Below are 21,977 nucleotides of genomic sequence, written 5' to 3' on the forward strand. Positions count from 1 at the left end.
CGCCCACCGCGGGCCGCTACGCGTCCGGGGCCTCCACGCCGCAGTAGCCGGCGAAGGCCTTCAGGATCTCGTCCTCCGAGATCCGGCCGTCTCCGTCCGCGTCCAGGGCCGTCGCCAGCGGGCCGGCCAGTTCGGCCGGGGTGCCCAGTACGCGCAGGACGCGGGCCGCCGCGGCCGGGGTCGCGCCGTCGCCCGCGCCGTCCTCGTGCGCCACGGCGATCACGGCCCGCAGGAACGGCCGGGCGATCTCCGCGAAGCGCTCCGGGTTGTCCCGCAGCCGCTTCGCGGCGCCGGTGACGAACTCCTCGCGGGACACCCGCTGGTCACCGTCCACGTCCGCGATGCCGGCCATGCCCTGCCAGAACGCCTCGGCGCCCGCGAAGACGGCCTGGCCCTTGTCGGACCGGGCCGTCGTGCCGAATTCGGCCAGCACGCTCTTGGCTGCCGTACTGAAGTCCTCGCGGTCGATATAGCCGGATTTGTCCTGGTCGAAGGTGGCGAATCGGGAGGCAATCTTGCGCTCGTACTCTGCGCTGTCCATATTCGGCGTTCCGCCTTCACATGTGCGTGGGGTTCAGATCAAGACAAGGCAGGAGCGTACGGCCTCCGTGGCCTGCACGTTAAGCGAAGCGGTCAACCAGGTGGCCGCATCGAACCAGCGCACGGGGAGCGCGGCGGGGCGCGCACGCTTGTGCCCATGTGTCATACCGCGCAGCACGCTTCACCCCCCGCAACCTCCTTATCACGGAGGGCTCTCTTCCAGCGCGAGATTCCCGCAAAACGGGCGGACCCCGCCATGTGCCCACTACATTCGACGAGTCGACACACGGCCGCACGCCTGGGGGCACTGATGCCGAAGGACGTACCACCGCGCTGGGACCGCCGCATGCAGCAGCGCCTGGCACGCGGCGAGGCCGCCGCGCTCGGGGAGCTGTACGACCGCTTCGCCTCGCTCGTGCACAGCCTGGCGCACCGGGTCCTGGGCGACGAGAAGGCCGCAGACCGGATCACGCGCGAGGTGTTCGGCTACATCTGGGAGAACCCGGACGCGTACGACCCCAAGCAGGGCTCCATGCGCTCCTGGGTCGCCCGCATCACCCAGGGCCAGGCCGTCGCCCGGCTGCGCCAGGCCGAACTGGGCCGCGGCTCGCGCGAGGAGCTGGAGCAGAAGGTGCGCAGCGCCAGCGCCGCCGCCCGCGCCGACTACATCGTCACCTCCATGCCCGCGCCGCTGCGCGCCGCGCTCGAACTCGCCTACTTCAAACGCCGCGACTACCGCCAGGCCGCCGTCGACCTGCAGATCAGCGAGGACGAGGCCCGGCGCCGGCTGCGCCTGGGGCTGCAGCTGCTGTCGACCGCCAACGCCCTCCCCCAGGAGGACACCGCCCAGCCCGGATATGGAAGCCCCCGATGAACGACCCCGCCGAGTCGCCCGACGACGGAAACCAGCGGCCCGGCGGCCCGGCCCGGATACCGGGTCCGCGCGGACCCGCCGACGACCTCGACCCGCGGCACGCGCCGCAGCCCCTGCCGGAGCCCGTGCCGATGCCGACGCCCCCGCCGATGCCCGCGCCGACGCACGCCGTACTGAAGTCCCTGCTGGGCGCCTGGGCGCTCGCCGCGTGCTCCCCCGAGGAGACGCAGGCCGTGGAGGACCACCTCACCGAGTGCGCGCCCTGCGCCGAGGAGGCGCTGCGGCTGCGCGACGCGGTGGGGCTGCTGCACCCCGAGGAGAGCCTCGACCTCAAGCCCCTGCTGCGCTCGCGCGTGCTGGAGGACTGCCTGGGCAAGCGGCCGGCGCGGATCCCGGTGCCGGTGTGGGCGACCCCGTACGACACCGAGACCGCGCGGCTCGACGCGCTGCTGCGCGACTTCGGCGACTCGGAGTGGCACACCCCGGTGCGGCTGAAGTGGTTCGAGGAGGAGCGGCGGCAGTCGCGCCGGACCACGGTGGCGGGGGTGATCGGGCACCTGCTGTCGGTGGACGGCATCGTCGCGAGCGCGCTGGGGCTCGACGACCCGCTGGGCCCGGACGTGCCGCCGGGCGGCCCCGCGGGCCGTACGGAGCACTTCTGGAACTCGGCCCCGTACCCGACGACCCGGCAGGTGCGCGAGCCGTGGCGGGAGCAGGGCCACACCCTGGTCCGTACGGTGTCCTTCGCCGGCCGGGGCGTCGCCGAGCTGGCGGTGGACTACGGCTCGTTCGCGCTGCCGCTCGGGGACGCCTTCCTGGAGCGGGCCTTCGAGTGCTGGGTGCACGCGTGGGACATCGCGGAGGCCGTGGACTATCCCTACGACCCCCCGTCCGGCCCGCACCTGCACCGGATGATCGACCTGGCGGCGCGGCTCCTGCCGGCCGCGCTGGCCGTACGCCGGCGTGCGGGACTCGCCGCTCCGGCGCGCGGCCTGGTCGCGGCGGGCGCCCCCGGCCGGACCCTGCACCTGGAGATCGAGGGCGCGGGCGGAGGCGGCTGGGACATCGCCCTGGACTCCCCGGCGGCGAAGCCGTCCCCCGACCACACCGTGGCGCGGATCGCGCTGGACGGGGCGGAGTTCTGCCAGCTGGCCGCCGGCCACATCTCCCCGGAGGAGGCGGCCGTGGGCCAGCACGGCGACCGCGAGGCCATCCGCGACGTCCTCTTCGCCGCCGCGTCCCTCAGCCGCCTGTAGGTGGGCTCCGGCCGGGGGGCCTCCCCCGGCCGGAGGCCTGCTACGCGAAGACGACCGTGCGGGTGCCGTTCAGCAGGACGCGGTGCTCGCTGTGCCACTTCACCGCGCGGGCCAGCGCCTGGCACTCCACGTCGCGGCCGATGGCCACCAGCTGGTCGGGCGTGACCTCGTGGCCGACGCGCTCGACCTCCTGCTCGATGATCGGGCCCTCGTCGAGGTCGGCCGTCACGTAGTGCGCGGTCGCGCCGATCAGCTTCACACCGCGCGCGTGCGCCTGGTGGTACGGCTTGGCGCCCTTGAAGCTCGGCAGGAACGAGTGGTGGATGTTGATGATCCGCCCGCTCAGCTCCTTGCACAGGGTGTCCGACAGCACCTGCATGTACCGGGCCAGGACCACCAGCTCGACGTTCTCGGAGCGCACCAGTTCCAGCAGCTGCGCCTCGGCGGCGGCCTTCGTGTCCTTCGTCACCGGGATGTGCACGAACGGGACGTCGTACGAGCCGACGAGCTCCGCGAAGTCGGTGTGGTTGGACACCACGGCCGCGATCTCGACGGGCAGCGCCCCGATGCTCGAACGGAACAGCAGGTCGTTGAGGCAGTGCCCGAACTTCGACACCATCAGCACGATCCGCATGCGCTCGTCGGCGCGGTGGATCTGCCAGTCCATGCGGAAGCTGTCGCCGATGGCGGCGAAGCTGGCCCGCAGCTTGTCCACCGTCACCGACCCCTCGGCCGAGAAGTGGACCCGCATGAAGAACAGGCCGGTGTCCCGGTCGCCGAACTGACGGCTGTCCTCGATGTTGCACCCGGTCATGAAGAGGTAGCTGGACACCGCGTGCACGATGCCCTGCTTGTCGGGGCAGGAGAGGGTCAGCACGTACTGCTGGGACTGCTGGGGCTGGGTGTCGTCGCTCATGACGGCACAGCCTTTCACACCGCGCGGGTGAGGATCTTCAGCACTTCTATAGACCGAGGCCGCGCGTCCGGATCGTCGCCGTCCGCCGTCGCCAGCCGTACGTGTGCCTCGCGCGCGGCGCGTACCGCCTCGGGCCACGCGTGGTGCTCCAGGTAGGTGGAGACGGGGGCGTCGGGGCCGATCTGGTGGAGGATGCGCAGCACCCGCAGCACCGCGAGGTCCACCAGGGCCGCTTCCTGGGAGTCGCGGAAGATCGTGCCGACGTACTTCTCCGCGGACCAGCTGTCGAGCCAGGTGTCCTCGACGAGTCGGTACACGGCGTCTGTGACGTCCCCGTACCCCTCGGCGCCGGTCAGCCAGATCTCCTCCTGGAACGCCGGATCGGAAAGCATGTGCAGCGCCGAGCGCACGTTGCTGCGCCAGCGCCACCACGGCATGTCGTTGAGGGGCATGCCGCCCATGGTGGAGGAGCGGCCGCCACGGCGGGAAGAGTTCTTCGAACCTTGGGCGAATGTCACGCTTTCGATCGTACGTTCACCTCTTGCGCGATCTTGAAGCGCCTGTGCGTGACCGACACCCGTAATTCACCTTCGCGTCACTCTATGTTGTGTACACCTCACACCTGAGTTCCCCGCGAGGCGGAATCGTTCGTGACCATGACCGAACGGCGACGCACGACAAGGCTCCCCCGCACCTTCGTGGCCACCTTGGTGGGCGCGTGTCTCGTCACCGGCTGCGGAGCGCTGCCCGGAGGCCCGGGGGGCTCCGGGGGGTCCGCTGCCATCACCGTCATGACCTTCGCACCCGAGGGCACCAACGCGACCAACATGCCGGGAATGCCCGCAATGGGCAAGGCCTATGAGCGCTGGGTCAACTCCAAGGGCGGCATCAACGGCCACAAGCTCCGCGTCCTGACCTGCAACGAGCACAACACCCCCGTCGGCGCCGCCGACTGCGCCCGCAAGGCCATCGCCGAGAAGGCCGTCGCCGTCGTCGGCTCGTACAGCCAGCACGGCCGCGCCTTCATGGCCCCGCTGGAGGCCGAGGGCATCCCCTTCATCGGCGGGTACGGAGTCTCCCCGGAGGAGTTCCAGTCCACCCTGTCCTACCCCGTCAACGGCGGCCAGCCGGTGCTCCTCGCGGGCGCCGGCCACCAGTTGGGCCGCGCCTGCGGCCAGGTGGCACTGGTCCGCCCCGACACCCTCGCGGGCGACTCGCTCCCGGTGCTCCTCAATGCCGGGCTCAAGGCCAGCAAGATGCCCGAGGCCAACGACATCCGGGCCGCCGAGGACTCCGCCGACTTCGTCCCGCAGGCCCGCGAGGCACTCGCCAACTCCACCGGCGGCAAGGACCGGGGCTGCGTGGCCGCGGTGCTCGGCGAGCGCACCGAGACCTTCTTCGACGCCTTCCGGCGCGCCGACGCCCAGCGCAAGAAGCCGCAGATCTCCTCGGTGCTCGGATCGGTCAGCCAGTCCCTCGTGGACCGCACCGGCGGCCGGGAGAGCCCCTTCGAGGGCGCGTACCTGACCAGTTGGTACCCGGTCTCCGCCGATCCGCTCTGGGAGCCGATGCGCAAGGTGATCTCCGACCAGGCCTTCGGCGACGACAACCTCGACGCCGACGACAGCGGTGCGCAGACCACCTGGATCGCGTACACCGTGCTGAGCGAGGTCGTGCGGCGGTTCAAGGACGGCGACGACATCACCGCGCGCAAGCTCGCCCGCGCGCTGAACCAGTCCGAGGCCGTCAAGACCGGCGGCCTCACCCCCGACCTGAGCTGGCGCTACCAGGACATGCGGGCCGTCGCCGGCTTCCCGCGCATAGTGAACGGCCAGGTCACCTTCCAGGTCGTCCAGCAGGGCCGCCTCGTCGCCCAGCCGGGCGAGCAGTCGATGGACATGACGCCGACCCTGGAGCAGGCCCCGCGCGTGAACTAGGACCTGCGGCCGCGGGCGGGGGCGGGGCTGCGGGTCAGAGCTGGGACTTGTCGCGCTTGGTGAGGCCGTACTTGGCCGCGATCGAGTTCCACAGGCCCGCCGCCTGCTCCTTGGCCTTGGTGGCCTCGCCGCTCGACTTGTTGCCGTCGGAGGCGTTGTCCGTGGACTTGGCCCTGCCGTCCTTGCACTTGTCCTTGTCGCCGTGGTTCACGTCGTCCGCCCAGTCCGCGTAGCTCTCGTCGGCGTCCGCGGAGGCCTGCCAGGCCTTCGAGAGGGCGGCGGTGAGCTTCACGTTGTCCGGGAGCTTGTCCACCTTCAGCTCCTGGAGCCGGGTCACCAGCTCCTCGCGCTGCCGGGCCGCGGCGCGCAGGTCGGTGGCCGCCTGGTCGAGGTTGCGGCAGCCCTTGATGTCCTCCACGGCGCGGATCACGCTGGCGCGGCTGTCGTTGCTGTCCGCGAGGAGCTTGTCCAACTGGACGGCCTGGGGCTGGGCCGGGTCGAGGGGGGCCTCGCCGGGGGCCGCGGAACCCTTGGCCGCGCTCGGTGCGGCCGCCACCGCGCCGGGGTCGCTGTTCTGCGGCTTGCCGTCGCCGTTGCCGAGCAGCGAGCCGACCCCGAGCCCGGCCACGACCAGCCCGATGACACCGGCGGCGATGATCGCGGGCGAGACCCGGCGGGCGCTCTCGGGCTCGGGCTGCCGGAACTGCTGCTGGGGGGTCGCGTACTGCGGCGGCTGCGGGGGCTGCTGCTGGAACTGCTGCTGCGGCGGCCCCTGCTGCTGGAACTGCGGCGGGTACTGCTGCTGCCGGGGCGGTACGGGGCCCTGCGCGCGCGGCGGGTACGGGCGCGGCTGCGGCCGCCGCAGCACCGGCTCCTGGATCGGCGGCAGGTGCTGGGTGTGGCCCTCGGATCCGGGGGCGTCGTTGCGGAACAGCCCGTCGAACCCGGCGGCCGGGTCGGGTCCCGGCCCGCCGGGGACGGGCGGGATGAACTGGGTCGCCGCCTCCTCGTGCGCCGGGGCCACCGGGGCTGCCGGGACGGGTGGGATGAACTGGGTCGCGGCTTCCTCGTGCGCCGGGGCCGCGGGGGCCGCCGGGACCGGCGGGATGAACTGGGTCGCCGCCTCCTGGTGCGCCGGGGCCGCGGGGACCGGCGGGGCGGCGGGAGCCGCCGGGACGGGCGGGATGAACTGCGTGACCGCCTCGGGCAGCGGCGGGTAGCCGTACCCGTGCGGATCGCCCGGCCCCTCGTAGCCCGGGCCCACGACGTGCCCCGGCTGCGGCGGCGCCTGCGGCTGCGGGTACGGCTGCGGGTAGCCGTACGCCGGACCGCCCTGCTGCTCCTCCGGGTGGCCCGGCGTCGCGTCCGGCGGCCCCCACGGCGTACCGGCCTGCGGGGTGGCCCGGTGGCCGTTCCCCTGTCCGTTCTCCGTCACCGGGACTCCTTCTCCGACTTGTCCGAACGTACGGAACCGTCGGTCACGCTACCCGGTCGTCCGCCACCGCAGTCAGGCCCACCCGTGCCTTCGTGCCCCGTCAGGCCACCACCGCCTCCAGCCGGGCCCCGAACTCCCGCACCGCGGCCTCTTCCCGGTACGGCTCCAGGCGCTGGCGGAAGTCCTCCAGGTACTCCGCGCCCCGGTTCGAGCGCAGCCCCGACAGCAGGTCCGCCGCCCTGGTGGCCGTCTGGCAGGCCTGCTCCACCTCGCGCTGCTGCACCTGCGCCGTCGCCAGCAGCAGCAGCCCGATGGCCCGGCGGCGCTCCTTGCCCGCGGGCAGCGCCCGCAGAGCCTCCTCCGCGCGCCTGCCCGCCGCGTCGGCCTGGCCCAGGTCCCGGTGGCAGTGGGCCAGTTCGTCCGCGAGGTAGCCCGTGTCGAAGTGCCGGATCCACGCCGGGTCGTCGCCCGACTCCGGCTCCGCCCGCTCCAGCGCGGTGACCGCCCGGGAGGACAGCACCGCCGTCGCGCGGCCGTCGCCCAGCAGCGCGTGCCCGCGCGCCTCGGCGGCGTAGAACATCGCCTCGACCCGCGGCGTGACCTGGCCGCGGGTGCCCTCCTGGGCGGCGCGGGCGAGCTGCGCGATCTCCCGCGGGTTGCCCAGCTCGGCGGCGAGGTGGCTCATGGACGCCGCCAGCACGTACCCGCCGTACGCGCGGTCGCCGGCCGCCTGGGCGAGGCGCAGCGCCTGGATGTAGTAGCGCTGGGCCAGGCCCGGCTGGCCGGTGTCCACCGCCATGTACCCCGCCAGCTCGGTCAGCCGGGCCACGGCCGCGAACAGCGCCCGCCCCACCGGCTCCCGGTACGAGCCGCCGATCAGCCCGGACACCACGGAGTTGAGGTAGTGCACGACGACGGGCCGTACGTGCCCGCTGCCGAAGCGGTGGTCGAGGTCCTTGAGGGCCTCGGTGGTGGCCTGCACGGCCTCCACGTCGGACATCCCGACGCGCGAGCCGCCGCTACGGGCGACCTGTGCGTCGGCCCCGGTGATCAGCCAGTCGCGGCTGGGTTCGACGAGGGCGGAGGCTGCCACGGAGGACCCGGACAGGAAGTCGCGGCGGCCCACGTCGCTGCGCCACAGCTCGCAGACCTGCTCGATCGCGCCGATGACGGTCGGGGAGAACTGCAGGCCGACGCCGGAGGCGAGGTTCTTGCCGTTGGCCATGCCGATCTCGTCGATGGTGACGGTCCGGCCGAGCTTGCGTCCGAGCGCCTCGGCGATGATCCCCGGCGCCCGGCCGCGCGGCTGCTGACCGCGCAGCCAGCGGGCGACCGACGTCTTGTCGTAGCGCAGGTCGAGACCGTGCTCGGCGCCGCACATGTTCACGCGCCGGGCGAGCCCGGCGTTGGAGCACCCGGCTTCCTGGATGAGCGCCTGCAGCCGTTCGTTCGGCTGGCGGGCGACGAGAGGCCTGGCTGCCATTGAAAACCCCCTGAAGCCACGGGAGAGCGTTGGAATGATCACTTCCCGCCTGATGTGCGGAGAATCTTCCCCTCTGCGACGAGTCGCTACCCACCTCCGGCGCCCCGCCCTCCCACGCGCCCCCGTCCATGCATCGATGCGCCCCGTGTGCAGGATCGATGCTCCGGCCACCGGCTGGTTTACGCCCGTAACCACCGGTGACCGCAAGAGTTGTGATGCACGTGGAAGAGACCATGGCAGTCACGGAGACCGCACCCATCCCCAAGCCGCGCGGCGAGCGGCTGCTGGACCATGCCGTGCGGTACACGGAAGAACGGCACTGGGATGTGTTCGCCGGCACCTGGCTGGAGTCCTCGGAGGGCCGGGAGAAGTGCTCCTGCGGGGCGCAGGACTGCGCGGCGCCCGGCGCGCACCCGACCGTGAAGGACTGGGCGGCGCAGGCCTCGGGCAGCGCGGTGCAGGTCCGGCGGCTGTGGGGCAAGCACCCCACGGCCTCGATCCTGCTGCCGACGGGCCGGACCTTCGACGCGCTGGACGTGCCGGACTCCGCGGGCTTCCTCGCGCTGGCGCGGCTCCAGCGGATGCAGCGTGCCCTCGGGCCGGTGACGGTCACCCCCGACCACCGGATGAAGTTCTTCGTCCTGCCCGGCGCCGGGGCCAAGGTCGCGGACCTGCTGCGCAAGATCGGCTGGCAGCCGTCCCAACTCGACCTCGCGGCACGGGGCGAGGGCGAGTACGTGGCCGCCCCGCCGACCCGCTACGGCGGACGCGGCTCGGTCCAGTGGGCGCAGCCGCCGACGGCCGCGAACCGGTGGCTGCCGGACGTGGAGGAGCTCATCGACGCGCTGGCCTACGCGTGTGGGCGCGAGGCGGCGGCGGAGCGGGCGCGACGCCAGGCGTGACGCGTGGTGCGCGGTGCTTGCCGAGTGCGGTGTCATGCGTAATCCGGCAGGTCAGCGGTTTGTGATTCCTCCCGGGAAACTCATGACATAAGTAACTGCTGTGCCTCTCCCCCGTCCTCCTATGGTGAGGAACGTACGACCACGGGGAACAGAACGAGAGGCAGGCGCATGCCGGACCAGGCAGATGCGACGGGCGGAACGCACGGGACGGGTGGCGCGGGAACCGCGCCGGCCGCCGTACGGGTAGAGGGTCTTTGGAAGCGCTTCGGCGAGCAGGTGGCCGTCTCGGGCATCGACCTCGTACTGCCGGCGGGCCAGTTCATCGGCCTGGTCGGCCCGAACGGCGCCGGCAAGACGACGACCCTGTCGATGGTGACCGGCCTGCTGCGCCCGGACATGGGGCGCGTGATCGTCGCCGGGCACGACGTGTGGACCGACCCGACCGAGGTGAAGTCCCGCATCGGCGTCCTGCCGGAGGGGCTGCGGCTCTTCGAGCGCCTGTCCGGTCGCGAACTGCTCGGCTACATGGGCCGGTTGCGCGGCCTGACCGGCGCCGAGACCGACAAGCGGGCGACCCAGCTGCTGGACGTCCTCGACCTCGCGGGCTCGCAGCACAAGCTGGTCGTCGACTACTCGACGGGCATGCGGAAGAAGATCGGCCTGGCGGCCGCCCTGCTGCACAACCCGGAAGTGCTGTTCCTGGACGAGCCGTTCGAGGGCGTCGACCCGGTGTCGGCGCAGACCATCCGCGGAGTGCTGGAGCGCTACACCTCCTCCGGCGCCACGGTCGTCTTCTCCTCCCACGTGATGGAGCTCGTCGAGTCGCTGTGCGACTGGGTCGCCGTGATGGCCGCCGGCCGGATCCGGGCCGCGGGCCCGCTGGCCGACGTACGGGGTGACGCGCCCTCGCTGCAGGCCGCGTTCCTGGAGCTGGTCGGCGCGCAGGGCCGCGACTCCGGCGACTCGCTGGACTGGCTCGGCGGCGGCAACGGCAGCGGTATCGGCAACGCCAACGCCAACGCCAACGCCAACGGCACCACGACCGGGGCGGCCGCCCGATGAGCACGCCCGCGGTCCCGCTGACCCCGATCTTCGTCCAGCTCAAGCTCTCCCTGCTGAAGAACGGCCTCAAGGGCTCCTCGAAGCGCAAGGCCGCCTACTTCGGCAGCCTCGCCTTCGCCCTGGTGGTGGGCTTCTTCGCCACCCTCGGCATGGCCCTGCTGCGCGGCAACGCCCACGCCGGCACCGTCGTCGTCCTGCTGGCCGCGCTCCTCGCGCTCGGCTGGACGTTCATGCCGCTGTTCTTCCCCACCGGGGACGAGACGCTCGACCCGAGCCGGCTCGTCATGCTGCCGCTGCGCCCGCGGCCGCTCGTACGGGCCCTGCTCGCCTCCTCCCTGGTCGGCATCGGCCCGCTGTTCACGCTCTGCCTGGCCGTCGGCTCGGTGATAGCCGTCGCCCGGGGCGCGGCGGGTGCGGCGGCCGCCGTGGTGGCGGTGCCGCTGCTGCTGCTGGGCTGCGTCACGCTCGCCCGCGCCGTGGCCACGGCCAACGTACGGCTGCTGACCAGCCGCAAGGGGCGTGACCTCGCCCTGCTCAGCGGCCTGCTGATCGCGGTGGGCGGGCAGCTGGTCAACTTCGGGAGCCAGCGGCTGTTCCAGGCCGGCGGCATGGAGGCCCTGGAGCCGGCCGAGGCCGTGGTCCGCTGGCTGCCGCCCGCGACCGCCGTCGGCATGGTGGACTCGGTGAGCGACGGCTCGTACGGGGTGGCGGCGGCCCAACTCGCCCTCACCCTCGCCGCCCTGGCCCTGCTGCTCCGGTTCTGGGAGCGCAGCATGACCAAGCTGATGGTCACCCCCGACGGTTCGACCATCGCGGCGGCCAAGCCCCGCAAGGAACGCGCCGGAGGCGGCGGACCGTGGTCCCTGCTCCCCGACGGCCGCACCGGCGCGGCCGTGCAGCGCTCCCTGCGCTACATCGTGCGCGACCCGAAGACCAAGGCCGCCTGGGTCTCCGCGCTCGCGATCGGCGCGATCATCCCGGTCTTCAACGCCCTCCAGGGCACCGGCTCGATATACCTCGTCTGCTTCGGCTCGGGCATGCTCGGCGTCCAGATGTACAACCAGTTCGGCCAGGACACCTCGGCGTTCTGGATGGTCGCGCAGACCATCTCGAACCGGCACGACGCGTACGTCGAACTGCGCGCCCGCGCCTACGCCCTGGCGCTGGTGACCGTCCCGTACACGGTCCTGATCACGGTGGCCACGGCCGCCCTGCTCGGCAACTGGGCCGGCTTCCCGGCGGCGCTGGGCATGGCCCTGGCCCTGCTCGGCTCGATGCTCTGCACGGGCGCGCTGGCCTCGGCCCACTACCCGTACTCCATCCCGACGGACGGCGCCTTCAAGAACGTGGCCCCGGGGCAGGGCGCGCTCGCCTGGATGGGCATCTTCGCCGGGCTGTTCGCCTCGGCGGCGGTCTGCGCCCCGATGATCGTCCTGACCGTCTACCTCAACGCGGCGGACCACGAGTCCCTGACCTGGATCCTGCTCCCGCTGGGCGTGGTCTGGGGCACCCTGGCCACCTGGGCGGGCCTGCGGCTGGCCGCGCCGACGGTGGCGCGCAAGCTCCCCGAGATCCTGTCGGCGGTGAGCAAGGGCTGAGACCGCCCGCGGATCCCCGCGGGCAGCGGTCCCTCCCGTCCGAGGATCCCCGCGCCACCCGGCCGACGTCGGGTGGCGCGGCACCGCGGCCCCACGACCCCGCCGGCCTCCGACCCGGAGACGGCTCAGGCGGCCAGGAACGCTGCCGCGGTGGCGCTGAAGCGCGTGGGGTCGTCGAGCCAGGGGAAGTGGCCGGCGCCGGGCTGGACGACGAACTCGGCCTTCGGGAACAGTTCGGCGAACTCGGCGATCGCGCGTGGCGGGCCCGCCAGGTCGACCTCTCCGGCGACCAGCAGGACCGGCCGGGGGAAGCGGGCGAGCGCCGGGCGGGTGGTGTCGGGGTCGAAGGCACCGGCCGCGGCGAAGGCGGCGCCGGCCTCCGGGTTCTTCTGGAGGTCCTCGGCGGCGCGGTGGGCGCGGGCCGTCTCGTCCCAACGGCCGTAGTAGAACGGCGCCATCGCCCGCCAGCTGTCCTGCGTGCCCTCGCCGGAGATGATCGCCTCCAGGGCCGCGGACGCCTCGGGGAACCACGGTTCGTCCTTGCGCAGTTGCGTGGTCTCGCGCCGGTCGTCGCCGGTGATCGTGATCCCGACCGCCATGACGCTCGGGGTGATCAGCAGGAGCCTGCCGACGCGTTCCGGGTGGCGGGCCGCGTACCGCACCGCCAGGTTCGCGCCCGCGGAGTGCCCGAGCAGGTCCAGGGTGTCGAGCCCGAGGTGCTCGCGCAGGGCTTCGACGTCATCGACGAGCCGGTCGCAGCGGTACGAGGCGGGGTCCTCGGGCACCGCCGAAGCGCCGGTGCCCCGCAGGTCGAGCGTGATCAGTCGGCGGTGGGCGGTCAGGCCGCCGAGGTCGCCGAGGTAGGCGGAGGCCTGCATCGGCCCCCCGGGCAGGCACACCAGGGGGGCGCCGGCCCCGGACACGTGGTACGCGAGCAGGGTGCCGTCGGGCGCGGAGAAGGTAGGCATGGGACCCGACCCTGTCAACGAAGCCCGGGCCGGGCAAACCCATCAGGAGGTGGCCCTGACCCCCTCCAGGAAGGGTTCCAGGGCCGCGCGCCAGGCGGCCGGCTGGTCGTAGTGGAGGTAGTGGCCGGCGTCGGGGATCTCCGCGTACTGGCCCGCGGGCAGGACGCGGACCATCTCCTGGGCCTCGGCCCGGCCCAGCTCGCCGTCCAGGCCCCGGACGACCAGGGTCGGGCAGCGGACCTGCGCCAGCTCCTCCCAGTGCGCGTCGTGGACCCAGGTCTCGCGGGCCGTCAGCATCTGGCGCCGGGAGAAGACGGGCCGCCAGCCGTCATCGGCCTGCTGCATCACCTCGGCGAAGAAGGCTCCGCGGCCGGGGTCGGGCCGCTCCACCCGGGGGTCGTCCTCGCCGAACCAGCGGCGGGCCGCGTCCTGGGTGGGGAACGGCAGGGGCCAGCGGCGGAACCATTCCTCCCACTCCAGCTGGGAGGTGGCGCCGAGGGCGGAGGCGCGCATGTCGCAGATGACCAGGGCCCGTACGAGGTCGGGGCGGCGGGCGGCGAGCTGCCAGGCGGTCAGCGCTCCCATGGAGTGGCCGATCAGGGTCACGGGGGCCAGGCCGAGCTGCTCGACGGCGGCCTCGGCATCGGCCACGAAGGCCTCGCGGCCCAGGGCGGTCGTGAGGGCCGGGCCGCCGGCGGGGCGCTCGCTCTGGCCGTGGCCGCGCTGGTCGAGGGCCACGACGCGGCGGTGCTCACCGAGCCAGCGGGCGGTACCGGCCCAGTGGAAGGCGCGGCCCATCAGGCCGTGGAGTAACAGCACGCCCGGGGCACCCTCCGGAGCGGCCGGTTCCCGGAACTCCCAGGCTGCCAGGCGCACGCCGTCGGCCCCTGTGACATCGAAGCGCTGTACCACCGCAGATGCACCCCCTTCGCTCCCGGCCACAGTATCGAACCCCCATTCGAAAGCGGGGTTCTCGCCGGCAACACCGCTCTTTCGAGTGACCTTGCTCAAGGATTGGCCGCCCCTGCCGATGGAGATCCTTTCAACAGGGAGGCGGACCGCTCGGGGAAGACGGTCCGAGGGGATGACCTTGAGAGCTCGGGGCTCCAGGTCAAACAGGGGAGGACCGGTCCCGGCGCCGCAAGGCGTCGGGACCATCCACACCACATCACACAGCATCCGGCGACATCGACACCGACGGACTCACTCGTACGGGCGATCCCGGGGCCCGCCCGTACGTCAGTGCGTACGTCAGTGCGTCAATCCGTCACCCGCCGGCGCGCGGTCAGCGCTCGGTCAGCGCTTCGCGACGAACACGTGCGAAGCGATGTCCGCGTCCAGTTCGGCCGCCTCGCCACCGCTGCCGACCAGCACACCGCCGGGCGACTCGGTCACGCTCACCACCGAACCGGGCTGCACACCCGCCCGCCGCAGCGTGTACATCAGCTGCGCGTCCGTCTGGATCGGCTCCCCGATTCGGCGCACGACCACCGTCTTGCCCTCGGTGCCCGGGTCCAGCTCCGACAGGCTGACCATGCCGTCCTCAAGGAACGGGTCCGCCTCGGCCTTCTCCCCCAGCTCCTCCAGCCCCGGGATCGGGTTTCCGTACGGCGACTCGGTCGGGTGGCGCAGCAGCTCCAGCACCCGCCGCTCCACCGCCTCGCTCATCACGTGCTCCCAGCGGCAGGCCTCGGCGTGGACCTGCTCCCACTCCAGGCCGATGACGTCGACGAGCAGGCACTCGGCGAGCCGGTGCTTGCGCATCACGCGCGTCGCCAGCCGCCGCCCCTCCTCGGTCAGCTCCAGGTGCCGGTCGCTGGCTACGGCCACCAGGCCGTCCCGCTCCATCCGCGCCACCGTCTGGCTCACCGTCGGGCCGCTCTGGTCGAGCCGCTCGGCGATACGGGCGCGCATGGGGACCACGCCTTCCTCTTCCAGCTCGAGGATGGTGCGGAGATACATCTCCGTGGTATCGATCAGTCCGGACATTCGTGCCCCTCGGATTGCGTGCGCTGGCCCTGTCCCCAATTCTGACGCATCGGGCCGACAACCGTCCCGTGCCGAGGGTCAAGGCCGTTCCAGGACGTCCTTCGGGGCCTTTCGCCCCGGGATTGACGCCCGTATTGACATGCCCTTGGTCCAGACCGCACGGTGAGCGGCGGACCAGGACGAGACGCACCCATCTGCACCCCACCCCGGAAGGCCTTCGGCGTATGAGCGAGAGCAAGCTGGCCGGTCAGTTCTTCGACGCCGCCATCGGCCTGCTGGAACGGGTGCGGGACGAGGAGTCCGCGCACATCACCGCCGCGGGTGTCGCCATCGCGGACGCCGTGGCCGCCGGCAACAAGCTCTTCGCCTTCGGCGCCGGTCATTCCTCCCTCCCCGCTCAGGACGTGGTCTACCGGGCCGGCGGGCTCGCCCTGATGAACTTCCTCGCCGTTCCCGGCACCGCGGGCATCGACGTCATGCCCGCCACCCTCGGAAGCGCGCTGGAGCGCGTGGACGGGCTCGCCGGAGCCGTGCTCGACAGCAGCCCGGCCTCCGACGGCGACGTCCTCGTGATCATCTCCCTCTCCGGGCGCAACGCCCTGCCGGTCGAGATGGCCATGAACGCCCGCGCCATCGGCCTCAAGGTCATCGGTGTGACCTCGGTGGCGTACGCGACCGGGACCAAGTCCCGGCACGTGTCCGGCACCTTCCTCAAGGACCACTGCGACATCGTCCTCGACAGCAAGATCGCGGTCGGCGACGCCGAGCTGAGCCTCGACGGCATCGAAGCCCCCTTCGCGCCCGCCTCCACCGTCGTGACCAGCGCGATCATGCAGGCCGTCATGGCCGCCGCGGCCGGCGAGCTCGCCGCCCGCGGGATGGAGCCGCCGCTGCTGCGCTCGGGCAACGTCGACGGCGGCCACGAGTGGAACGGCCGCGTGATGCAGGAGTACGGCGACCGGATCTTCTTCCGCCACTGACCCCTCAGGCCGCGCCGGTGTCCCGGGTCGCCAGGTCCAGGTCCGCCGCGACCCGGGCCGCGACCTCCTCCGCGTAGGCGGCGTCCGCCCGCTCGAAGGCGGCCCGCGAGGGCCCGCGCAGGAACGTCAGCGTGCCGAGAGTCCGGCCCCGGCTCCGCAGGACCGCGCACAGCCCGTGCGCCGCGCCCTGCGGCCACTGCCGGGACCGCGCCCACTCCTCGGCCGCCTCGCCGCGCGGCGAGCTGGTGCGCACCGAGCCGGACCGCTCCAGCGCCTGCAGCACCGGGTGACCGGCCTCGTACCGTACGGGGATCGACCCCGGTGCGGGGAACTCCGGCGGGGACGCGGCGAACCGTACGAGCCGCGGCAGGGGCGCGCCGTCCACGGGCTGCTGCGACCCGTCGACCACGTCGAGCAGCGCGTGCTCGGCGAAGCCGGCGAGCGCGAAGTCCAGCCGTACCGCGGCCGCCTCGGCCGGGTCCTCGCACTCCGCGGCCGCCCGCCCGGCGCGGTGCAGCTGGTGCGAGCGGAACCGCAGCTGCGCGGTGTCCAGCTCCGCCCGGCGCGCGTCGGTGACGTCCTGGAACAGCAGGGCCACCCCGAGCGGTACGGGTTCCTCCGCGAGCGGCGAGGCCAGCCGCAGGAAGCCGCACCGCCAGCACCGCCGGCGCACCCCCTCGGGCGTACGCACGGACACCCACAGCTCCACGGGCCTGGGCGGCGCGCCCTCGGCCAGCACGTGCTGGAGGGCGCCCTCCAGCTCCTCGACCCCCTGGGTCAGCAGGTCGCCCAGGGGCCGCCCGAGCAGTGCGGTCCGCCCGGAGCCGAAGGCGCGGGCGGCGTGCGCGTTGACCACTGCCGGGCGCAGGTCCACGTCCACGAGGACGACGCCCCACGAGGCGTCCTCCATCAGTGCCTCGCTGAGGGCGATGGAGCGTTCGAGGTCGATCTGCGCGTGCACGGCGCTGAAGGCGCAGTACACCCCGGCGGGTTTCCCGTCGGCGCCGGGCACGCCTGCGGACTGGGTCCGCACCAGGACGCGGCCGCCGCTCTTGGTCAGCAGGGCGAACTCGTGCACCTGCCGTCCGGGCACGTCCTGCGCGGCCATGAGTCTGTCCTGCACGTCCTGCGCGTCGGCGGCCCGTACCGCCCACCCCTCGAACCCCTTGCGCCCCACGGCCTCGGCCGCGGACCAGCCCAGGATCCGCTCGGCCTCGCGGTTCCAGTGGGTGATCACGCCGTCGGCGTCGAACGCGCACAAGGCGGCGTCCATCCCGTCCAGCAGCGCTGCGAGCAGATCGTCGGCGGTCTCACTACGTCCGGAAGCAGTCACCTGGGCCCCCTGCAGGTGTTCGCACGTGCGGCACGTCAGATCATTCAACTGGAACGTGACGCAGCCCACACCGCGTTCGGGGAAATCGGTGCCCCCAGAGCGCCGGCGGCCACGTAACCAGCGCGACCACACGTTCGAGTGAGCTCTCCTGATCCGTCCGCGCAGCACGATCGGAGGTGGACAGCGTCGGTTGCATCACGAGAAGGGAGGTCACTCGCTCCCCCATTGAGTGACCAGCCCCAGTCATCACGATCCCAGGATCAGACGAGGTGCCTCGATGACTACGTTCTCTGCAGGTGAGCAGACCCACCGGGCTGTGCTTCCTCAGCAGCCTGCTCTGGAATCCGCAGGCGCAGACACCCCCGGGAGCAGGAACGAAACGGCTTGCGGACTCCCGGCCACGAGGCCGGGTACCGGCATGGGACATGGGCGAGGGGAGACCGGCGGGGACCGCAGGTCGAAGAGTTCCTCGCCGACCGGCCCGCCCTCTTGGAGAGCCTGATCGCCCAGCTCAGAAGACCGCTGCGGGACGTCGCCGCCATGAACGCCACCAAGTACCGGCTCGTGGAGGCCCTCGCGACGCTGGGCATCCCGGTGCACACGTGGTCGGGCGGCCGCACCCACTGGAACCGCGTCGCGATGAGGCTCCCGAAGAGCCACACGATCGACGCTCTGGCGGCCGGGCTCCTCGACCACGCCCGGGGGGACTCCGTCGTCCGGATACCCGCACAGACCCTGGTGGTGGCTGCGACGGGGCGTGGTTCGTACGCCAGAACCACACCGGACCGCTTCGGGTTCCCCCGCTTGCAGCGACCTCGGAGGAAGATCCACCACGGATACGCAACCGGCGACCTGGTCGCGGCCATCGTTCCCAGGGGGAGATGGGCCGGCCGCTGGGTGGGACGAATCGCGGTCCGGGCGAGTGGCCAGCATCGACTCACCACCCTGACCGGCCGTTTCGATGTCTCCCACAGGCACCTGCGGCTGATCCAGAGGGCCGATGGATACTCCTACGGAATCGCCTCCGAAATTCAGTTGAGCGGCATCCGCTGGCCTGCCTACAGTGACCACACACTGAAAGGAGGTGGTTCCCGAAATGTACGGAAACCGGACGCGTGAGGTGGCTGCGGGCTAAAGCGCCCGTCGTCGCACGCACCCAGTGCGGTGCCCGGCGGGAACGCCAGGCGCCAATCCCAAGCAGTCACCCGACCCGCGGGCTCGCCGGTACGTCCGGCCGGCTCCTCTCACTGCAGGAGAGGAACCAGAGCCCGCGGGTCGCCTGCGTTCAGGGGCAGAGCCGCTCCAGGCGCCACTTGCCGCCCTCGGAGACGTAGCGCAGGCGGTCGTGCAGGCGGTTCTCGTGCCCCTGCCAGAACTCCACCGCGTCGGGTACGACGCGCAGCCCGCCCCACTCCGGCGGGACCGGGACCTGCTCGCCCTCCGGGTAGCGCGCCTCCAGTTCCGCGTAGCGCCGGTCGAGCTCGGCGCGGGAGCCGATCACCCGGGACTGCTCGCTGGCCCAGGCGCCCAGCTGGGAGCCGTGCGGGCGGGAGCGGAAGTACGCCGCGGTCTCGTCCCGGCCGATACGGGCGGCCGTGCCGGTCACGATGACCTGGCGGGCGATGGGGTGCCAGGGGAAGAGCAGCGAGACGTACGGGTTCTCGTCGATCTCGCGCCCCTTGCGGGAGGCGTAGTTGGTGAAGAAGACGAAGCCTCGCTCGTCGAACTGCTTGAGCAGCACCGTTCGGGAGCTGGGCCGGCCGTCGGGGGTCGCGGTCGAGACGATCATCGCGTTGGGTTCGAAGACGTGCGCGTCGGTGGCCTGGCGGAACCACTCGGCGAACTGCCTGAGGGGGTCCTCGGCGAGGCTGTCCTCGAAGACGATCTCCGAGCGGTACTGCTTGCGCATGACGGCGGGGTCAAGGTCCTGGTCGGTCACCGGGCCATCCTGCCGCAGTATGACTGCCGGAGGTGTGCCGTATGTCACGCTTCCCCGCGACAAGCGGAACGGACAAAATCTTGAGGCCGGTCCGAGGGTTCCCGAGTGGGTGACCATCGGCCGTGCCGGGCATCAACGGGGATGACCGCGCCGGGCCGCGAATCACGCCGGGAGCCGCGCGTGTTCGCATCTATCTGAGGAGCCGCCTGATGTCCGATTTCGTACCCGGGCTCGAAGGGGTCGTCGCGTTCGAGACCGAGATCGCCGAGCCGGACAAGGAAGGCGGTTCGCTCCGCTACCGCGGGGTCGACATCGAGGACCTCGTCGGCCACGTCTCCTTCGGGAACGTCTGGGGCCTGCTGGTCGACGGTGCTTTCAACCCCGGCCTGCCGGCCGCCGAGCCCTTCCCGATCCCCGTGCACTCCGGTGACATCCGCGTCGACGTCCAGTCGGCGCTCGCCATGCTCGCGCCGGTGTGGGGCCTGAAACCGCTCCTGGACATCGACGAGCGGACCGCCCGCGACGACCTGGCGCGCGCCGCCGTCATGGCGCTGTCGTACGTCGCCCAGTCCGCCCGCGGCCAGGGCCGGCCCATGGTGCCGCAGCGGGAGATCGACAAGGCCGAGTCCGTGGTCGAGCGGTTCATGATCCGCTGGCGGGGCGAGCCGGACCCGCGGCACGTCAAGGCCGTCGACGCCTACTGGACCTCCGCCGCCGAGCACGGGATGAACGCCTCGACCTTCACCGCGCGCGTCATCGCCTCCACCGGCGCCGACGTGGCGGCCGCGCTGTCCGGGGCGGTCGGTGCCATGTCCGGGCCGCTGCACGGCGGCGCGCCGTCCCGCGTGCTCGGCATGATCGAGGAGATCGAGCGCACCGGCGACGCCGTGGCGTACGTGAAGAAGGCCCTGGACAAGGGCGAGCGGCTGATGGGCTTCGGGCACCGCGTGTACCGCGCCGAGGACCCCCGCGCCCGTGTGCTGCGCCGTACCGCCAAGGAGCTGGACGCGCCGCGCTACGAGGTCGCCGCCGCGCTGGAGAAGGCCGCCCTGGAGGAGCTGCACGCGCGCCGCCCCGACCGGGTGCTCGCGACCAACGTGGAGTTCTGGGCCGCGATCATGCTGGACTTCGCGGAGGTCCCGGCGCACATGTTCACCTCCATGTTCACCTGCGCCCGGACCGCCGGCTGGTCGGCGCACATCCTGGAGCAGAAGCGCACCGGCCGCCTGGTGCGCCCGTCGGCCCGCTACACCGGGCCGGGCGTCCGCAACCCGCGCGAGATCGAGGGCTACGCCGACATCGCGGAAACCGCCTGAGCGGCGCCCGGGGCTGAGGCGCGCGGCACCGCGCCGCGCGCCTCAGCCGAGGGCCGCGTCCAGGATCCGGGCCCACTGGGCGACCACCCGGGCGCGGCGGGCCGTGTCGTCGGTCAGCACGTTGGCGAGACCGAGGCCGCGGCCCATGTCGAGCAGGCCCTGCACGGTCTCCCGTACGCCGGGTACGGACTCGTCCGCGCCCAGCAGCTCGACGGCGATGCGGTGGGTCTCGCGGCCCACCCGGGCCTCCAGCTCGGAGACCCGGGGGCGCAGCTGTTCCTCGTTGGAAGCGGCGACCCAGAGTTGGAGCGCGGCCCGGAAGAGCGTGCCCGTGTACATGTCGACCAGGGCTTCGACCACGGCGGCCCGGTCCGCGGGGCCGGCCTGGAACAGCTCGCGCAGGGCCGTGGAGCGCTCCTCCGCGACGTACTCGACGGCCGCGGTGAACAGGTCCTCGCGGGTCGGGAAGTGGTGCTGGGCCGCGCCCCGGGAGACTCCGGCGCGTTCGGCGACCACCGCGACGGTGGAGCCGGCCCAGCCGTGTTCCGCCAGGCAGGAGACGGCGGCGTCCAGGACGTGGCGCCGGGTGACGCGGCTGCGGGCCTGCTTGGGTCCCGGAGCGGGGGCGGGGCTCGGGCCGGGGCCGGTTCCGGGGCTGGTTCCAGGGCCGGTTCCGGGGCTGGTCACAGTGCCCATGCGGGGTCCCGTCGTTCGAAGCGGGCGGTGATGCCCTCGCGGGCTTCGGCGGAGGCGAAGAGCCCGGCGGACAGTTCCGTCAGGCGGGCGCCGTCCCGGTCCAGGGCCTCCCGTACGGCGGCGGTGGTCAGTGCCTTGGTCTGCGCCAGGCCCTGCGGGGAGGCCTTGCGCAGACCGGCGAGGACCGGTTCCAGGGCTTCGTCGACCTGTTCGGCGTGCAGGGTGAGCAGCCCGATCCGGGTGGCCTCGGCGGCGTCGAAGAGCTCGGCGGTCAGGAAGTAGCGGCCGGCGGCGCGCGGGTCGAGCCGTGGGAGCAGCGGGACGGAGATGACCGCGGGGGCCAGGCCCAGGTGGGTCTCGGTGAAGGCGTACGAGGACTGCGGCCCGGCGGCGGCGATGTCGCAGGCGCCGAGCAGCCCGAGGCCGCCCGCCCGGACGTGTCCGGTGACGCGGGCGACGACGGGCTTGGGGAGTTCGGTGATCTCCCGGAGCAGGGCCAGGAAGTCGGCGGGGTCGCAGGGGGACTTGAGGTCGGCCCCGGCGCAGAAGGTGTTGCCGGTGTGGGTGAGCATGACGGCCCGGACCGCCGGGTCCGCGCCCGCCGCGGCGAGGGCTGCGCGCAGTTCGCCGACGAGGTCCGCGGAGAGTGCGTTGCGGTTGGCCGGGGAGTCGAGCGTGAGCGTGGTGATCCCGCGGTGGTGCGAGGTTCCGACGGTCGGGGTCATGTCGTCCCTTCTGCTGCTTGCGCTGCGG

Annotated in this window: 21 protein-coding genes; 9 read left to right on the forward strand and 12 right to left on the reverse strand. The window is 72.7% G+C overall.

Annotated features, from left to right (window positions below; all coding sequences use genetic code 11):
* Positions 1–16: 16 nt before the first annotated feature.
* Positions 17–541 carry an EF-hand domain-containing protein gene (locus AB0M99_RS30390; RefSeq protein WP_365926072.1) on the reverse strand — a complete coding sequence of 175 codons (525 nt, stop codon included), beginning with the start codon at positions 539–541 and terminating at the stop codon, positions 17–19.
* Positions 542–850: 309 nt separating this feature from the next.
* Between AB0M99_RS30390 and AB0M99_RS30395 the strand changes: the two genes are divergently transcribed.
* Positions 851–1,414 (forward strand): sigma factor, encoded by a 564-nt coding sequence (locus tag AB0M99_RS30395; RefSeq protein WP_365926074.1) that lies wholly within the window; start codon positions 851–853, stop codon positions 1,412–1,414.
* Positions 1,411–2,670 (forward strand): zf-HC2 domain-containing protein, encoded by a 1,260-nt coding sequence (locus AB0M99_RS30400; RefSeq protein WP_365926076.1) that lies wholly within the window; start codon positions 1,411–1,413, stop codon positions 2,668–2,670. Before AB0M99_RS30395 ends, AB0M99_RS30400 begins: the two co-directional genes overlap by 4 nt.
* 40 nt (positions 2,671–2,710) lie before the next feature.
* Here AB0M99_RS30400 and purU read toward each other — a convergent pair whose 3' ends face one another.
* Together purU and AB0M99_RS30410 are read right to left on the reverse strand one after the other, a co-directional pair.
* A complete protein-coding gene (purU, locus tag AB0M99_RS30405; protein ID WP_365926078.1) occupies positions 2,711–3,586 on the reverse strand; it encodes a formyltetrahydrofolate deformylase in 876 nt (291 codons plus the stop codon).
* 14 nt (positions 3,587–3,600) lie between these two features.
* Positions 3,601–4,047 (reverse strand): hypothetical protein, encoded by a 447-nt coding sequence (locus AB0M99_RS30410; RefSeq protein WP_365926151.1) that lies wholly within the window; start codon positions 4,045–4,047, stop codon positions 3,601–3,603.
* Between the two features lie 195 nt (positions 4,048–4,242).
* Between AB0M99_RS30410 and AB0M99_RS30415 the strand changes: the two genes are divergently transcribed.
* Entirely contained in the window at positions 4,243–5,523 is a 1,281-nt protein-coding gene (locus AB0M99_RS30415; protein ID WP_365926080.1) for an ABC transporter substrate-binding protein, read from the forward strand.
* A 34-nt stretch (positions 5,524–5,557) separates the two neighbouring features.
* Here AB0M99_RS30415 and AB0M99_RS30420 read toward each other — a convergent pair whose 3' ends face one another.
* Both AB0M99_RS30420 and AB0M99_RS30425 read right to left on the reverse strand, forming a co-directional pair.
* On the reverse strand, positions 5,558–6,958 hold the full coding sequence (locus AB0M99_RS30420; RefSeq protein WP_365926082.1) for a hypothetical protein: 1,401 nt from the start codon (positions 6,956–6,958) through the stop codon (positions 5,558–5,560).
* Positions 6,959–7,058: 100 nt separating this feature from the next.
* Positions 7,059–8,441, reverse strand: a complete 1,383-nt coding sequence (locus AB0M99_RS30425; protein ID WP_365926084.1) for a transcriptional regulator — start codon at positions 8,439–8,441, stop codon at positions 7,059–7,061.
* A gap of 233 nt (positions 8,442–8,674) precedes the next feature.
* Here AB0M99_RS30425 and AB0M99_RS30430 point away from each other — a divergent pair, with 233 nt between their 5' ends.
* The 3 genes from AB0M99_RS30430 to AB0M99_RS30440 all read left to right on the forward strand — a co-directional run bounded on the left by AB0M99_RS30430 (position 8,675) and on the right by AB0M99_RS30440 (position 12,003).
* The gene (locus AB0M99_RS30430; protein WP_365926086.1) at positions 8,675–9,343 is read left to right on the forward strand and encodes a bifunctional DNA primase/polymerase; all 669 of its coding nucleotides are present in this window, start codon (positions 8,675–8,677) and stop codon (positions 9,341–9,343) included.
* A gap of 168 nt (positions 9,344–9,511) precedes the next feature.
* Positions 9,512–10,405 (forward strand): ABC transporter ATP-binding protein, encoded by an 894-nt coding sequence (locus AB0M99_RS30435; protein ID WP_365926088.1) that lies wholly within the window; start codon positions 9,512–9,514, stop codon positions 10,403–10,405.
* Entirely contained in the window at positions 10,402–12,003 is a 1,602-nt protein-coding gene (locus AB0M99_RS30440) for a transporter (protein ID WP_365926090.1), read from the forward strand. Before AB0M99_RS30435 ends, AB0M99_RS30440 begins: the two co-directional genes overlap by 4 nt.
* Before the next feature lie 125 nt (positions 12,004–12,128).
* Here the strand turns inward: AB0M99_RS30440 and AB0M99_RS30445 are convergent, their stop codons facing one another.
* The 3 genes from AB0M99_RS30445 to AB0M99_RS30455 all read right to left on the reverse strand — a co-directional run bounded on the left by AB0M99_RS30445 (position 12,129) and on the right by AB0M99_RS30455 (position 14,960).
* Positions 12,129–12,971, reverse strand: coding sequence for an alpha/beta hydrolase (locus AB0M99_RS30445; RefSeq protein WP_365926092.1), 843 nt, complete (start codon positions 12,969–12,971; stop codon positions 12,129–12,131).
* 42 nt (positions 12,972–13,013) lie between these two features.
* Positions 13,014–13,883 (reverse strand): alpha/beta hydrolase, encoded by an 870-nt coding sequence (locus tag AB0M99_RS30450; RefSeq protein WP_365926094.1) that lies wholly within the window; start codon positions 13,881–13,883, stop codon positions 13,014–13,016.
* A gap of 384 nt (positions 13,884–14,267) precedes the next feature.
* A complete protein-coding gene (locus AB0M99_RS30455) occupies positions 14,268–14,960 on the reverse strand; it encodes a metal-dependent transcriptional regulator (RefSeq protein ID WP_365926095.1) in 693 nt (230 codons plus the stop codon).
* Between the two features lie 224 nt (positions 14,961–15,184).
* Between AB0M99_RS30455 and AB0M99_RS30460 the strand changes: the two genes are divergently transcribed.
* Complete coding sequence (locus AB0M99_RS30460) at positions 15,185–15,940, forward strand: SIS domain-containing protein (RefSeq protein WP_365926097.1); 756 nt, start codon at positions 15,185–15,187, stop codon at positions 15,938–15,940.
* A gap of 4 nt (positions 15,941–15,944) precedes the next feature.
* Here the strand turns inward: AB0M99_RS30460 and AB0M99_RS30465 are convergent, their stop codons facing one another.
* A complete protein-coding gene (locus tag AB0M99_RS30465; RefSeq protein ID WP_365926099.1) occupies positions 15,945–17,273 on the reverse strand; it encodes a PAS domain-containing protein in 1,329 nt (442 codons plus the stop codon).
* 384 nt (positions 17,274–17,657) lie between these two features.
* On the opposite strand from AB0M99_RS30465, the gene AB0M99_RS30470 reads away from it, so the two are divergent.
* Complete coding sequence (locus AB0M99_RS30470; RefSeq protein ID WP_365926101.1) at positions 17,658–18,392, forward strand: hypothetical protein; 735 nt, start codon at positions 17,658–17,660, stop codon at positions 18,390–18,392.
* 166 nt (positions 18,393–18,558) lie between these two features.
* Here AB0M99_RS30470 and pdxH read toward each other — a convergent pair whose 3' ends face one another.
* Complete coding sequence (gene pdxH, locus AB0M99_RS30475; RefSeq protein ID WP_365926153.1) at positions 18,559–19,182, reverse strand: pyridoxamine 5'-phosphate oxidase; 624 nt, start codon at positions 19,180–19,182, stop codon at positions 18,559–18,561.
* A 239-nt stretch (positions 19,183–19,421) separates the two neighbouring features.
* Here pdxH and AB0M99_RS30480 point away from each other — a divergent pair, with 239 nt between their 5' ends.
* Positions 19,422–20,528, forward strand: coding sequence for a citrate synthase 2 (locus AB0M99_RS30480; RefSeq protein ID WP_365926103.1), 1,107 nt, complete (start codon positions 19,422–19,424; stop codon positions 20,526–20,528).
* Positions 20,529–20,570: 42 nt separating this feature from the next.
* On the opposite strand, the gene AB0M99_RS30485 is transcribed toward AB0M99_RS30480, so the two are convergent.
* Both AB0M99_RS30485 and AB0M99_RS30490 read right to left on the reverse strand, forming a co-directional pair.
* On the reverse strand, positions 20,571–21,224 hold the full coding sequence (locus AB0M99_RS30485; protein ID WP_365926105.1) for a TetR/AcrR family transcriptional regulator: 654 nt from the start codon (positions 21,222–21,224) through the stop codon (positions 20,571–20,573).
* Positions 21,212–21,949 carry an enoyl-CoA hydratase family protein gene (locus tag AB0M99_RS30490; RefSeq protein ID WP_365926107.1) on the reverse strand — a complete coding sequence of 246 codons (738 nt, stop codon included), beginning with the start codon at positions 21,947–21,949 and terminating at the stop codon, positions 21,212–21,214. Before AB0M99_RS30490 ends, AB0M99_RS30485 begins: the two co-directional genes overlap by 13 nt.
* Positions 21,950–21,977 lie beyond the last annotated feature (28 nt).

Origin of the sequence: Streptomyces sp. NPDC051183, assembly GCF_040682455.1 — a bacterium.
Lineage (GTDB): Bacteria > Actinomycetota > Actinomycetes > Streptomycetales > Streptomycetaceae > Streptomyces.